At 51.9% G+C, this 13,396-nt stretch carries 12 protein-coding genes and 1 pseudogene; 6 read left to right on the plus strand and 7 right to left on the minus strand.

From position 1 onward, the window contains the following. The first annotated feature begins 61 nt into the window (after positions 1 to 61). The 3 genes from OGX94_RS20020 to OGX94_RS20030 are packed head-to-tail and all read left to right on the plus strand — an operon-like array spanning position 62 to position 3,530. Positions 62 to 700 (plus strand): YjbF family lipoprotein, encoded by a 639-nt coding sequence (locus tag OGX94_RS20020; protein ID WP_257662338.1) that lies wholly within the window; start codon positions 62 to 64, stop codon positions 698 to 700. Beyond that, positions 697 to 1,434: a capsule biosynthesis GfcC family protein gene (locus tag OGX94_RS20025; protein WP_286569838.1), complete on the plus strand. Its 738-nt coding sequence runs from the start codon at positions 697 to 699 to the stop codon at positions 1,432 to 1,434. The genes OGX94_RS20020 and OGX94_RS20025 overlap by 4 nt, the downstream gene beginning before the upstream one ends. Continuing rightward, a complete protein-coding gene (locus OGX94_RS20030) occupies positions 1,434 to 3,530 on the plus strand; it encodes a YjbH domain-containing protein (RefSeq protein ID WP_257662336.1) in 2,097 nt (698 codons plus the stop codon). The genes OGX94_RS20025 and OGX94_RS20030 overlap by 1 nt, the downstream gene beginning before the upstream one ends. Positions 3,531 to 3,547: 17 nt before the next feature. Here the strand turns inward: OGX94_RS20030 and OGX94_RS20035 are convergent, their stop codons facing one another. After that, positions 3,548 to 4,000 carry an acyltransferase gene (locus tag OGX94_RS20035; protein WP_075145358.1) on the minus strand — a complete coding sequence of 151 codons (453 nt, stop codon included), beginning with the start codon at positions 3,998 to 4,000 and terminating at the stop codon, positions 3,548 to 3,550. 13 nt (positions 4,001 to 4,013) lie between these two features. Then, positions 4,014 to 4,523, minus strand: a complete 510-nt coding sequence (locus tag OGX94_RS20040; protein ID WP_257662335.1) for a GNAT family N-acetyltransferase — start codon at positions 4,521 to 4,523, stop codon at positions 4,014 to 4,016. A gap of 139 nt (positions 4,524 to 4,662) precedes the next feature. On the opposite strand from OGX94_RS20040, the gene psiE reads away from it, so the two are divergent. Then, positions 4,663 to 5,073: a phosphate-starvation-inducible protein PsiE gene (gene psiE, locus OGX94_RS20045; RefSeq protein WP_181634158.1), complete on the plus strand. Its 411-nt coding sequence runs from the start codon at positions 4,663 to 4,665 to the stop codon at positions 5,071 to 5,073. Positions 5,074 to 5,148: 75 nt separating this feature from the next. Here psiE and nhaC read toward each other — a convergent pair whose 3' ends face one another. The 4 genes from nhaC to malF all read right to left on the minus strand — a co-directional run bounded on the left by nhaC (position 5,149) and on the right by malF (position 10,523). Continuing rightward, a complete protein-coding gene (nhaC, locus tag OGX94_RS20050) occupies positions 5,149 to 6,600 on the minus strand; it encodes a Na+/H+ antiporter NhaC (RefSeq protein ID WP_043018068.1) in 1,452 nt (483 codons plus the stop codon). Beyond that, positions 6,593 to 7,771: a MalY/PatB family protein gene (locus OGX94_RS20055; RefSeq protein WP_257662334.1), complete on the minus strand. Its 1,179-nt coding sequence runs from the start codon at positions 7,769 to 7,771 to the stop codon at positions 6,593 to 6,595. The genes nhaC and OGX94_RS20055 overlap by 8 nt, the downstream gene beginning before the upstream one ends. A gap of 302 nt (positions 7,772 to 8,073) precedes the next feature. Continuing rightward, positions 8,074 to 8,964 carry a maltose ABC transporter permease MalG gene (gene malG / locus OGX94_RS20060; RefSeq protein WP_043018069.1) on the minus strand — a complete coding sequence of 297 codons (891 nt, stop codon included), beginning with the start codon at positions 8,962 to 8,964 and terminating at the stop codon, positions 8,074 to 8,076. Positions 8,965 to 8,978: 14 nt separating this feature from the next. Then, positions 8,979 to 10,523 carry a maltose ABC transporter permease MalF gene (malF, locus tag OGX94_RS20065; protein ID WP_003826577.1) on the minus strand — a complete coding sequence of 515 codons (1,545 nt, stop codon included), beginning with the start codon at positions 10,521 to 10,523 and terminating at the stop codon, positions 8,979 to 8,981. A 40-nt stretch (positions 10,524 to 10,563) separates the two neighbouring features. Between malF and OGX94_RS25025 the strand changes: the two are divergent. Then, positions 10,564 to 10,638 (plus strand): annotated as a pseudogene (locus OGX94_RS25025) (hypothetical protein); the annotation flags it as partial. A 15-nt stretch (positions 10,639 to 10,653) separates the two neighbouring features. Here the strand turns inward: OGX94_RS25025 and malE are convergent. Then, on the minus strand, positions 10,654 to 11,844 hold the full coding sequence (malE, locus tag OGX94_RS20070; RefSeq protein WP_003031680.1) for a maltose/maltodextrin ABC transporter substrate-binding protein MalE: 1,191 nt from the start codon (positions 11,842 to 11,844) through the stop codon (positions 10,654 to 10,656). 360 nt (positions 11,845 to 12,204) lie between these two features. Here malE and malK point away from each other — a divergent pair, with 360 nt between their 5' ends. Further along, entirely contained in the window at positions 12,205 to 13,314 is a 1,110-nt protein-coding gene (malK, locus tag OGX94_RS20075; protein ID WP_257662333.1) for a maltose/maltodextrin ABC transporter ATP-binding protein MalK, read from the plus strand. Positions 13,315 to 13,396 lie beyond the last annotated feature (82 nt).

Consider the following 13,396-nt stretch of genomic DNA (forward strand, 5'->3'; position numbering starts at 1 on the left):
TATGTGGGATTTGTAGGCCGGATAAGCGTCGCGCCACCCGGCAATAATGCGGAGAAACGTCGTGAAGCGACCAGCGCTCATAATGGTTTGCCTGTTACTGCAGGCGTGCTCAGCCACCACCGAAGGGTTGGGGCATTCGCTGTGGGATAGCGTGTTTGGTACTCCCGGCGTACAGATGACGGACGATGAAATCCAGAATATGCCCTACGCCAGCCAGTATATGCAGCTAAACGGCGGTCCCCAACTGTTTGTGGTACTCGCGTTTGCGGAAAACGGACAGCAGAAATGGGTGACTCAGGATCGGGCTATTCTCGTCACGCAGCATGGGCGCATTGTGAAAACGCATCTCGGCGGGGACAACCTAATTGAGGTGAATAATCTGGCGGCAGACCCACTCATCAAACCCAATCAGATAGTCGATGGCGCAACGTGGACCCGCACAATGGGCTGGACTGAACATCAGCAGGTACGCTATGCCACCGCGCGATCGGTTTTCAAATGGGATGGCGCAGACACCATCAAGGTCGGCAGCGATGACACGCCAGTACGGATCCTCGATGAAGAGATAACGACCGATCAAACGCGCTGGCATAACCGCTACTGGATAGACAGTGAAGGGCAGATTCGCCAGTCGAAACAGTATCTAGGCGCGCATTACTTCCCGGTGAAAACCACGCTGATTAAGGCGGCAAAATCATGATCAAACGAGCCGTTATGGCGCTGCTGTTGAGCCTGAGCGCAGCGTCTGTTTTTGCTGCGGGCAGCGTTAAGGTCTTTACCTCCGCCAGCGAAGAGCCAAAAACGCTGACCGGGGCCGAACATCTGCTCGACCTGGTCGGACAGCTGCGGTTGAGCAATAGCTGGTGGCCAGGCGCGGTTATTAGCGAAGAGCGGGCAACGACGGAGGCGGGACGTCAGCAGCAGGCATTACTGGCTCGCCTGGCGACGCTGGTCGCTGAAGAAAGCGGTGACGATGCTGCCGCTATCAACGCATTACGCCAGCAAATTCAGGCGTTGAAGGTGACCGGCAGGCAGATGATTAATCTTGACCCGGATGTTGTGCGCGTCAGCGAGCGAGGCAACCCGCCGTTGCAGGGCAATTACACGCTGTGGGTCGGAGCGCAGCCAACGCATATCACGCTGTTTGGCCTGCTAAGCCATCCGGGTAAACAACCGTTTATGCCCGGGCGTGATGTTGCCAGTTATCTCGATGGGCAAAGTCGGCTCAGCGGCGCGGATCGTAGCTTCGCCTGGGTTATCTATCCCGAAGGGCGCACGCAAAAAGTACCGGTCGCTTACTGGAACAAACGTCACGTTGAGCCGATGCCCGGCAGCATCATTTATGTCGGACTCTCTGATGCTGTCTGGAGCAGCACCCCGGATGAAATTAATGCCGACATTCTTCGCACCCTGACCCAGCGGATACCCGAATAATGAGAAAAACTTACCTGCTCAGCGTATTGGCGCTGGGCGTAAGCGTTGCCTGCCATGGTGAAACCTGGCCCGCGCCCATTGGACCTTCCCAGTCCGATTTTGGCGGCGTGGGGCTGCTGCAAACCCCAACCGCACGCATGGCGCGCGAGGGCGAAATGAGCCTCAATTACCGCGATAACGATCAGTACCGCTACTACTCTGCGTCGGTGCAGCTCTTCCCGTGGCTGGAAACCACGCTGCGCTATACCGATGTGCGTACCAAAAAATACAGTAGCGTGGAGTCGTTTTCTGGCGATCAGACTTACAAGGATAAAGCTTTTGATCTCAAACTGCGGCTGTGGGAAGAGAGCTACTGGATGCCGCAGGTGGCGGTTGGTGCGCGGGATATTGGCGGAACTGGCCTGTTCGATGCGGAGTATATTGTGGCGAATAAAGCCTGGGGGCCGTTTGATTTCTCGCTTGGCCTGGGCTGGGGATATCTCGGGACCAGCGGCAACGTCAGCAATCCGTTTTGCTCATACAGCGATAAATTCTGCTATCGCGATAACAGCTACAAGCAGGCCGGTTCTATTGACGGCAGCCAGATGTTCCACGGCCCGGCATCGCTGTTTGGCGGCGTCGAGTATCAGACACCCTGGCAGCCGTTGCGTCTGAAACTGGAGTATGAGGGAAACAATTACCAGCAGGATTTTGCGGGCAAGCTGGATCAGAAGAGCAAGTTTAACGTCGGCGCTATTTATCGCGTCACCGATTGGGCCGACGTTAACCTCAGCTATGAGCGCGGGAACACCTTTATGTTTGGGGTCACGCTGCGGACTAACTTCAACGATCTGCGGCCAAACTATAACGACAACGCCCGCCCGAAATATCAGCCACAGCCGCAGGATGCCATCCTGCAACACTCGGTGGTGGCGAATCAGTTAACGCTGCTGAAATATAACGCCGGACTGGCCGATCCTAAAATTCAGGTTCAGGGCGATACGCTGTATGTGACCGGTGAACAGGTGAAATATCGTGATTCGCGCGAAGGGATCGAACGTGCCAACCGGATCGTGATGAACGATCTTCCCGACGGGATCCGCACGATCCGTATTACGGAAAATCGTCTTAACTTACCGCAGGTGACGACCGAAACGGAGGTTTCCAGCCTCAAGCGTCATCTGGAAGGCGAACCGTTGGGCCATGAAACCCAGCTGGCGCAAAAACGCGTTGAGCCTGTGGTGCCGAAAACGACCGAGCAGGGCTGGTATATCGATAAGTCACGCTTCGATTTCCACATCGATCCGGTGCTTAACCAGTCAGTGGGCGGCCCGGAAAACTTCTATATGTATCAGTTGGGCGTGATGGGAACGGCGGATTGGTGGGTTACCGATCACCTGCTGACCACCGGGAGTTTGTTCGCCAACCTCGCCAATAACTATGACAAATTTAACTACACCAACCCGCCGCAGGATTCGCATTTGCCACGAGTGCGTACCCATGTGCGCGAGTATGTGCAAAACGATGTCTACGTGAATAACCTACAGGCCAACTACTTCCAGTCACTCGGAAACGGGTTCTACGGACAGGTTTACGGTGGCTATCTGGAAACCATGTACGGCGGAGCGGGGGCAGAAGTGTTGTATCGTCCGTTAGACAGCAACTGGGCGTTTGGTGTTGATGCCAACTACGTGAAACAGCGTGACTGGCGTAGCGCGCAGGACATGATGAAATTCACCGACTACAGCGTGAAGACCGGGCATTTGACGGCGTACTGGAATCCGTCATTCGCTCAGGATGTACTGGTAAAAGCCAGCGTGGGCCAGTATCTGGCGGGAGATAAGGGCGGAACGCTGGAAGTGGCGAAGCGCTTTGACAGCGGCGTTGTGGTCGGCGGCTATGCGACCATCACCGACGCCTCGCCGGATGAGTACGGAGAGGGTGATTTTACCAAAGGGGTGTACGTATCCGTGCCGCTGGATCTGTTCTCGTCTGGCCCGACCCGCAGCCGTGCGGCGATTGGCTGGACGCCGTTAACGCGTGATGGCGGCCAACAGCTTGGACGTAAGTTTGGTCTGTACGACATGACCAGCGATCGCAGCGTGAATTTCCGTTAATCGAGCTATCCGGCAAGTTATATGCGACGCAATAATTTTGCCGGGTTTCCCGCATATACGCCTTTCTCGGTGATCGATTTAGTCACCACGCTTCCCGCGCCGATGACCGCGCCATCGCAGATAGTGACCGCCAGAATGGTCGCTCCACTGCCGATCGAAACATCGTCGCCAATGATAATTCTCCCCCAACTGTTGCGGTCAGCGTTGGGTTTTCCTTCGCGAAACATATCGTTGGCGAACATCACGCCATGACCGATAAAACAGCGGGCGCCCAGGGTGACATATTCGCAGATGAAGGTGTGCGACTGAATTTTGCTGTCTGCGCCAATCTGCGTATTGCCCTGGATTTCTACAAATGGTCCGACAAAGACGTTGTCACCCAATGTGCAGTCGTAGAGATTGGCGGGCTCATAAATCACCACGTTCTCACCGCAGGTAACGTTGCGGACAGCGGATTGACGAATATTCATCATTTATATCCTCTTAAATCTGCTTTTCCATAACGTACAAAATACTGGTCTGGGAGGCGGTAGTGAAAGCAGTTTCCTTCACAAGCGTCATCCCTTGCCGTTCATAGAACTGCCGTGCCTTAGGATTATCAGCCAGTACCTCAAGCCAGAGCCATTTTTCATCCTGCTCTTTGGCCTGGCGAATAACTTCGGCAAAAAGCTGCTCACCGTACTGCTTGCCCGTTGCATCTGGCATCAGGTAGATCTTATGTAGTAATGCCCCTGAACGCCCTTCTGGAGCAATAGAGCGGCGGAGACTGTATTTGGCAAAGCCAACCGGCGCGTCGGCAAAGGCGATAAGCCAGAAGGTTCCGGGCTCGGCCAAACTGCTGGATATCGCTGGTAAGGAATATTCCTGCTCAAGATAAGCGTCGAGCTCGCTCGGGTTTTTCCACAAAGGCGCAAAGTGATGTCGATAGCTGATATAGCCCATTGCGCTTAGAAAGCTGGCATCGTCGACGGTTGCCATTTCAATCTTAAGCATTTCTATTCCGTTCAAGATGTTAGTGTCAGAAGCATTGTTGCACTATTATTGAGCTGCACAAAACATAAACAAAAAATGTAGATCTCTGTCACATTTTTGCGTTATACAGAAACCTCGTCACTGAACAGGAGGGGCCGTTATGACGCCGCTATCTCGTCCGCGCGTGGAGTTTATCTCCACCATCTTACAGACTGTGTTGAATCTGGGGCTGCTGAGTCTGGGCCTGATCCTGGTTGTATTCCTCGGGAAAGAAACGCTGCATCTGGCAGATGTGCTGTTCGCGCCGGAACAAACCAGCAAGTATGAGCTGGTGGAAGGGCTGGTGGTTTACTTCCTCTACTTTGAATTTATCGCCTTGATTGTGAAATACTTTCAGTCAGGGTTTCACTTTCCGCTGCGCTATTTTGTCTATATCGGGATCACCGCGATTGTTCGGTTGATCATTGTCGATCATAAAGCGCCGATGGATGTGCTGATCTATTCTGCGGCGATCCTGCTGCTGGTGATCACCCTGTGGTTGTGCAATTCCAAACGGCTGAAGCGAGAGTAACAGACAACACGCCGCAATCGGGCTGCGGCGTGTAGACGTGGTTAATGACTGGCGAATATCTTAATCAGGCCGATTCTATTTGCTTTCATTTACGGTTTCCATCATGAGCTGTTGCTGCTTTTCTTTGGACAAGCGAGCGATGCCAAAGCCAGTGAAACCCCATAGCGTCGCAAAGAAAATGCCACTCCAGCAGAGAATAGCCCACGGAAGATAGCTTAATGTAGCAACACCAAGCGTACCTGCCATGTAGGCACCCGCGGCAGTCCAGGGCAGAATCGGTTCAAATATGGTGGCAGAGTCTTCTACAGTCCTCGCCAGATTTTTTGGATGTAGCCCGCGCTCAATATAAGCACTTCGTAACATTTCAATCGGGATCAGGATTGAGATCTGACCATTACAGGTCACGCTAATCATTGTTAAGCCACAGGCAATAGTCGCAAGAATCATGGTTCCTGTGGAATGAACTAATTTGAGCAGATTATGGACGATGACTTCTAAAGCGCCGCTCAAGGCCAATGTTCCCGCGAATGAAAGGGCGCAGAAACAAATAAGCAACGTACTCATCATCGAGTTCATGCCACCGCGGTTGAGCAAATTACCTAATAGAGGATTAACATCTTTATCGGTAAGCATTGAAACGTTAAATCCGTCTACTGCGCTTTTTACAATGTCGTGTAGTGCGAAACCCTGAATGACGCTGGCGTTGATCATGGCTACCAGTGCCGAAACAAGCATAATTGGAATAGTTGGTTTCTTGGTAATCGAACCGTACAGGACAATGGCAATGGGGAGCAATAACAACAAATTAAAATGATAAATCCCCTTTAATCCCTCTGTAATTAGCTGAACTTTGTCGGGCACGGTTGAGCCGCCGAGATCGCCATTCATTCCATAGAGGGTCATAACAACCGCTGACAGAATCAATGAGGGAAGGGTTGTGTAAAGTAAATGAGCGATGTGTTCATAGAGATCTATCTGGGCCGCCATCGCGGCCAGGTTAGTGTCGCCAGAAAGGGGTGACAGTTTGTCCCCGAAATAAGCCCCCGCCACAATAGCGCCAGCAGTTGCTGCCAGATTAGCCTCCATTCCGATGGCCACACCCATAAATGCTACACCGACGGTGCCTGCCGATCCCCAGGATGTCCCTGTGCATACAGAGACGACGGCAGTAACGAGCAGTGCGGTCACATAGATCATTGAAGGATTTATCAGATTAAGGCCGTAATAAATCATCAGCGGAATAGTACCGCCTATCATCCATGTCCCAATCAGGAGGCCCACGCTGATCAAAATTAGCAGAGCAGGCATTGTTTTGGCGATTTTCTGCGATATTGATTCAAGGATTGCATTGTAGCCGTACCCCAACCGCTTAACTAACAGCGCAGCAATGACGGTTGAAAGAACCATTAATGGCTCAGGTGGCAGATCGAAAGCTGCATAGCCAACTCCCAGCAATAGAACCATCGCTAGTATTGGTAACAATGATTCCACCAGAGTTGGTGTTCTTGGAGTATTGTTATTATTCATGGAGGGAAACTCCTGTAGTGAAGGGTATGCTCTGATAAATCCGTTCAAATGCTTGTGTAAGAGTGGTTCTCGGCGTGGCGATGTTCACGCGGAAAAAACCAAGTCCTTCATCGCCAAAATCTGATCCCCAACTCATCTCAACACCAGCGAGGGAGACAAACCAATGGCGTAGTTGCTCTTCGCTGATGTTCATCGCTCGGTAGTCGATCCACAACATGTAAGTTCCACCACCAGAGGCGACAACCCAGTCTGGAAAATGAGCCTGGCAGAATGATTGAACCCAGCGCCTGTTTTCGGCCAAATAATCTTTTAATGCTGCTAACCAAGAATCGCCATGGCGGTAAGCACAGAGAAATGCAGGAACAGAGAAATAACCAGGATTATGGATACCTGCTGCAATAAGAGCTGATTTAAACTTTTCACGATACTTATCATTAGCAATAACAATATTGGCGATTTCAAGTCCGGCCATATTGAATGTTTTTGCTGGAGATGTACAAATAAACGAGTTTTGTGCAACGTATGAACTTATCGAAGAAATTATTTGATGTTGTTTTTGGGTGAAATTGAAGTCTGCATGAACATCATCGGAAATAATAAAAACATTATATTTCTCTGCTAATGAAGCTATTTTTCTCAGATTGTCTTCTGACCAGATTGTTCCTGTTGGATTATGCGGCGATATTAGAATAAAACAACAAGCCGTTTTAAACTTATCTTCGAGATCCGCAAAGTCTATTTCATAGCGGTGGTCACGATAAAGTAACGTACTTTCCAGCAATACTCTATGGTTGACTTCAACTGCATGGCTAATAGGATGATAGGCTGGGGCCAGGCTGACAATAGCATCTCCCGGCTGGGTAAAGTTCTGGATAAATAATGAGACGGCTTGTACCACCCGTGGGCAAAAAACAATGTGTTCAGGGTTGACCTTCCACGAGTAATGGCGTTGGTACCACTGTGCTGTTACTTGCTGCCAGTCATCACTTAATAATGTATAACCGTAGATACCTTTCTGATTTGCGGCTGACAATTCAGAAACTATAAAATCAGCTACGGGGATATCCATATCAGCTACAGACAGAGGGATGATGTCACGCCCCTTGTTATTATATTTAGCGCTATAGGTTCCGTCGCGTGAAATAACTTTATCAAAATTATAAACTTTCATATTTGTTACTCGCCCGATTTTATCGTTAGGGTAATGTAATATTTCGAGAGTGGAAGTGTTATTCTGTATTTTGTTTTCGTCATTATGAAAATTTGCATATGTGATGCTTATCACAAAGATGTTAATTGTCTGTCAATAAAAATAATCCAGTGAGTGTAAACGTTTTACATCGCTTAAGCGTATGGAATTTACATAAAAAAAGGGCGCTCCGTAGAGCGCCGAATAACAGTCACAGGTTGGGATAACATAAGTTGAGGGTTGCAGTGGCATTGCCCGTTGCCGGGCGGTTACTTCGGTAAAACTTAACCTTTCACACCACCCGCCGTCAGGCCGTTAACCAGCCAGCGCTGCGCCAGCAGGAATACCAGAGTGATCGGAATGGCTGAAAGTACAGCTGCGGCGGCAAAGTCGCCCCACAAGTAGTTCTGTGGATTGAGGTACTGCTGCATACCTACCGCGAGGGTGTAGCTGTTCACATCACGCAGCAGCAGTGACGCGACCGGTACTTCGGTAATGGCGGCAATGAACGACAGAATAAACACGACCGCCAGAATCGGAACGGAAAGCGGTAACAGCACCAGGCGGAAAGCCTGCCACGGCGTGGCGCCATCCAGCGCGGCCGCTTCTTCCAGCGAACCGTCGATGGTTTCGAAATAGCCCTTAATCGTCCACACATGCAGCGCAATACCGCCGAGATAAGCAAAGATCACGCCGCCGTGAGTGTTCAGGCCGATAAACGGAATGTACTGGCCCAGGCGATCAAACAAAGCATACAACGCGACCAGAGACAGTACCGCCGGGAACATCTGGAAAATCAGCATCCCTTTCAGCAGGGTTGCTTTGCCCGGGAATCGCATACGGGCAAAGGCGTAAGCGCAGGTGGTGGAAAGCGTCACGATACCGATCGCAGTAATGGTGGCCACTTTCACCGAGTTCCACAGCCATAACAGCACCGGGAACGGCGGCGGGGTCACGCGGCCATCCGCGTGCTCAACGCTAAAGCCCAGCGCCAGTTTCCAGTGTTCCCAGGAGATGTTTTCCGGGATCAGGCTGCCGGTGGCAAAGTTACCTTCGCGCAGCGAGATAGCGATAACCATCAGCAGCGGGAACATGATCGCCGCGATAAAAATCAGCAGCCCTAAGTGCGTTGCGAATAAACGTAACTTTTGTGATTTCGGTTGGACCATAGCCATTGTCGTTATCTCCCCTAATCAAACTTCATACGTGTGGCTTTCAGGTTCACAATCGCCAGCGCACCAACCAGCAGGAAGATCAGCGTGGCAATCGCCGCCGCCAGACCGAAGTCCTGACCACCGCCGCCTTCAAAGGCGATACGGTAGGTGTAGCTCACGAGCAGGTCGGTATAACCGGCTGGTGTGGTGGTACCAAGACGGTCCGGACCACCGTTGGTCAACAGCTGAATCAGCACGAAGTTGTTAAAGTTAAAGGCGAAGCTGGCGATCATCAGCGGCGTCAGCGGCTTAATCAACAGCGGTAGCGTTATCTTAAAGAAGTTCTGGAACGGACCTGCGCCATCCATCGCCGAGGCTTCATACAGGTCGTCAGGAATCGCTTTCAGCAGACCCATGCACAGGATCATCATGTATGGATAACCGAGCCAGGTGTTGACGATAATAATCATCGAACGCGCGGTGGTTGGGTCGCTGAACCAGGCCGGTTTGATGCCAAACAGCGCGCTCAGCATCATGTTGATTTCACCAAAGCTCTGGTTGAATAAGCCCTTGAAAATCAGAATCGAGATAAACGACGGTACGGCATACGGAAGAATCAGCAGGACGCGGTAAATCGCTTTGCCTTTGAGAGACTCCCACTGTACGAGACAGGCCAGCACCATGCCCACGGCAACGGTCAAAATAACGGTCAGTACCGAGAAGACCACCGTCCAGACGAAGATGGCGAAGAACGGTTTCTGGATGCCCTCGTCGGTAAATACGCGGGTGAAGTTATCCCAGCCGATGGCAACGGTGTAGCCCGGGCTGAGTTTTTCGCTACCCCAGCTACCGTCAGCGTTAATCGCCTGATAATAACCAATATCGTTGTTGGCGCGGTATTTTACGCCGCTCTGGCTGTTGGTGAGTGTGCCGTCTTCAGCGAGCGTATAAAGTGGCTGCGTGCCGGAAAACTGGCGCAGCGAACTCATGGTAACTTTGCTTTCATCCGGCAGGATGGCGGTCAATTGGGTAAGCGCCTGGCGATTCTGCGTGATGATACGCAGTGTTGCACGTTCGCCTGCCGGCAGCGCCTCGGCTTCTTTCAGTTGCAGTTTCTGCTCGCCGCCAAATTTAAAAGCGTCAGAAAGGTAATTCTTGCCGGTTTCACCGTCGGTGAGGGCCAGTTGCCACTCATCACCCGCCGGATACAGGCCAAAGTTGTAGGTTTTCCCAGCCTGATACGAACGATCCATCAGGACTTCCTGAGCGCGTTCAAAGGTCAGCTGGTTGGTACTGCTGTAGTTGGTAAAGGCAATGGCGATCGTACAAATCAGCGGAAACAGGACAAACAGCCCCATACCGGCAACGCCCGGGTAAACATAGCGCCAGGCATAGGCTTTACGGTTAGCGAAAATATACAGGCCAGCAGAGCTTAAAATCAGCGTCATGATGGCAAACAGGTACTCCCCCTGAGCGTACATCAAAACAACAAGGTAACCGACCAGCAGCCCAAGCAGACCCATCACTGACCATTTCAGCGTGTCGCTTTGCCACCAGTGTTTCTTTTTAATGACATCCATGGGGATCTTCCTCTACAACATTGAACATCTGTCGGCAAAAGTGCCTGATGGCGCTGCGCTTATCAGGCCTACGGTGAGTTGTAGGCCGGATAAGGCATTTATGCCGCCATCCGGCACGTGTGCTACAGCACTACTTGGTGATACGACCCTGCGCGTCTTTCAGTGCGGCATCGACGGTCTGACGGCCGCTGGCTGCATTGATCACTGCGGTACGAACGGCATACCAGAATGCGGACATCTGTGGGATGTTCGGCATGATTTCGCCTTTCTGGGCGTTATCCATAGTGGCGGCGATACGTGGGTCTTTCGCTAACTGATCCTGGAAGGATTTCAGCGCAACGGCGCCCAGCGGTTTGTCCTTGTTCACTTCATCCAGACCCTGATCGGTCAGCAGGTAGTTTTCGAGGAACTCTTTCGCCAGCTCTTTGTTCGGGCTGGCGGCGTTGATGCCGGCACTCAGAACGCCAACAAACGGTTTAGACGCTTTGCCTTTGAAGGTTGGCAGCAGCGTGACGCCGTAGTTGATTTTGCTCTTGTCGATGTTGGACCATGCCCACGGACCGTTAATGGTCATCGCGGTATCGCCTTTGTTAAAGGCCGCTTCGGCGATGGAGTAATCGGTATCCGCGTTCATGTGTTTGTTCTTGATCAGATCAACCAGGAAGGTCAGACCCGCTTTCGCGCCAGCGTTATCCACGCCCACGTCTTTCACATCGTACTTACCGTTCTCAAACTTGAACGCGTAACCACCGTCGGCGGCAATCAGCGGCCAGGTGAAGTACGGTTCTTGCAGGTTAAACATCAGTGCGGATTTACCTTTCGCCTTCAGCTCTTTATCCAGTGCAGGAATTTCTTCCCAGGTTTTCGGTGGATTTGGAACGAGGTCTTTGTTGTAAATCAGCGACAGCGCTTCAACCGCGATCGGGTAGGCAATCAGTTTGCCGTTATAGCGTACGGCATCCCAGGTGAACGGATAGAGCTTGTCCTGGAAGGCTTTGTCAGGTGTGATTTCAGCCAGCAGGCCAGACTGAGCGTAGCCGCCAAAACGGTCATGTGCCCAGAAGATGATGTCCGGACCGTCGCCGGTCGCGGCAACCTGCGGGAATTTCTCTTCCAGTTTGTCAGGGTGCTCAATAGTGACTTTGATCCCGGTGTCTTTCTCGAATTTTTTGCCCACTTCAGCGAGGCCGTTATAGCCTTTGTCGCCGTTAATCCAGATAACCAGCTTACCTTCTTCAATCTTGGCGAGAGCCGAGGCGGAAAACATCATCGTCGTTAATGCAGACAATGCGAGGATGCGTGCGCCAGTTTTGATTTTCATAGTTCCCATCCTGTTTGGTGATTTTGCAGAGGTGGCTTAACGGTTACTAGTTTCTTTATACGACAACCTCTTTCCATCCTCCTTACCCCTACGCCCCACCCGCTCTTTATGTGATCTGTGTTACATAAATGTGAGTATTGCGTACTGGCGCACATAAAAACCCACCGATTTTTGCAGGCTGCATCACGAAATTCCTCTGAGGCTGGTGGCCCGGGTCTCAGACGCTGCTCTCTCATCCTCCCGCCTCCTCCCCCATAAAAAAGCCGGGGGGTGGAGGATTCACGCAGTCAAGGGATCGCGCATAGTCAGCCCATCATGAATGTTGCTGTCGATGACAGGTTGTAACGAAGGGAGAAGGGCATGGCGAGCGTACAGCTACGAAATGTAACGAAAGCCTGGGGTGACGTGGTGGTATCGAAAGATATCAATCTCGACATTCACGAAGGGGAATTCGTGGTGTTTGTCGGACCGTCAGGCTGCGGTAAGTCGACCTTGCTGCGTATGATCGCCGGACTTGAAACCATCACCAGTGGTGACCTGTTTATCGGGGAGACCCGGATGAACGACATTCCGCCCGCCGAACGTGGTGTAGGCATGGTCTTTCAGTCCTACGCGTTGTATCCCCATTTGTCCGTCGCGGAGAACATGTCGTTCGGCCTCAAACTGGCCGGAGCGAAAAAAGAGGTGATGAACCAGCGCGTGAATCAGGTTGCGGAAGTTCTGCAACTGGCACACCTGCTGGAGCGTAAACCGAAAGCGCTTTCCGGTGGACAACGTCAGCGTGTGGCGATTGGCCGTACGCTGGTCGCCGAACCGCGCGTATTCCTGCTGGACGAACCACTGTCGAACCTCGACGCCGCTCTGCGCGTGCAGATGCGTATTGAAATCTCCCGCCTGCATAAACGTCTTGGCCGCACGATGATTTACGTCACCCACGATCAGGTCGAAGCGATGACGCTGGCCGACAAAATTGTGGTGCTGGATGCCGGTCGCGTAGCGCAGGTTGGTAAGCCTCTGGAACTGTATCACTACCCGGCTGACCGCTTTGTGGCGGGCTTCATTGGTTCACCGAAGATGAACTTCCTGCCGGTGAAAGTCACGGCAACGGCGATTGATCAGGTGCAGGTTGAACTGCCCAACCGCCAGCAAATATGGCTCCCGGTGGACAGCCATGCGGTACAGGTTGGCGCCAACATGTCTTTAGGTATCCGCCCGGAACATCTGCTGCCCAGCGATATCGCCGATGTCACCCTCGAAGGTGAAGTGCAGGTGGTCGAGCAGCTTGGTCATGAAACACAAATTCATATCCAGATCCCCGCCATCCGTCAAAACCTGGTTTACCGCCAGAACGACGTGGTGTTGGTAGAAGAGGGTGTCACATTCGCTATCGGCCTGCCGCCAGAGCGTTGCCATCTGTTCCGTGAGGATGGCACTGCATGTCGTCGGTTGCACAAAGAGCCGGGCGTTTAAGGTCCCCATAAAAAACGAAACGCAAAACCATTCGCAGTTTTAGAAGGTGGCAGCGTTTAAAGAAAAGCAATGATCTCAGGAG

Origin of the sequence: Citrobacter sp. Cpo037, assembly GCF_030332945.1 — a bacterium.
GTDB lineage: Bacteria > Pseudomonadota > Gammaproteobacteria > Enterobacterales > Enterobacteriaceae > Citrobacter > Citrobacter portucalensis.

What these genes read in the sequence shown, in the direction of transcription:
- OGX94_RS20025 (WP_286569838.1), top strand. Translation starts at nt 697, where the DNA reads ATGATCAAACGAGCCGTTATGGCGCTGCTGTTGAGCCTGAGCGCAGCG.
- OGX94_RS20030 (WP_257662336.1), top strand. Translation starts at nt 1,434, where the DNA reads ATGAGAAAAACTTACCTGCTCAGCGTATTGGCGCTGGGCGTAAGCGTT.
- OGX94_RS20035 (WP_075145358.1), bottom strand. Translation starts at nt 4,000, where the DNA reads ATGAATATTCGTCAATCCGCTGTCCGCAACGTTACCTGCGGTGAGAAC.
- OGX94_RS20040 (WP_257662335.1), bottom strand. Translation starts at nt 4,523, where the DNA reads ATGCTTAAGATTGAAATGGCAACCGTCGACGATGCCAGCTTTCTAAGC.
- psiE (WP_181634158.1), top strand. Translation starts at nt 4,663, where the DNA reads ATGACGCCGCTATCTCGTCCGCGCGTGGAGTTTATCTCCACCATCTTA.
- nhaC (WP_043018068.1), bottom strand. Translation starts at nt 6,600, where the DNA reads ATGAATAATAACAATACTCCAAGAACACCAACTCTGGTGGAATCATTG.
- OGX94_RS20055 (WP_257662334.1), bottom strand. Translation starts at nt 7,771, where the DNA reads ATGAAAGTTTATAATTTTGATAAAGTTATTTCACGCGACGGAACCTAT.
- malG (WP_043018069.1), bottom strand. Translation starts at nt 8,964, where the DNA reads ATGGCTATGGTCCAACCGAAATCACAAAAGTTACGTTTATTCGCAACG.
- malF (WP_003826577.1), bottom strand. Translation starts at nt 10,523, where the DNA reads ATGGATGTCATTAAAAAGAAACACTGGTGGCAAAGCGACACGCTGAAA.
- malE (WP_003031680.1), bottom strand. Translation starts at nt 11,844, where the DNA reads ATGAAAATCAAAACTGGCGCACGCATCCTCGCATTGTCTGCATTAACG.
- malK (WP_257662333.1), top strand. Translation starts at nt 12,205, where the DNA reads ATGGCGAGCGTACAGCTACGAAATGTAACGAAAGCCTGGGGTGACGTG.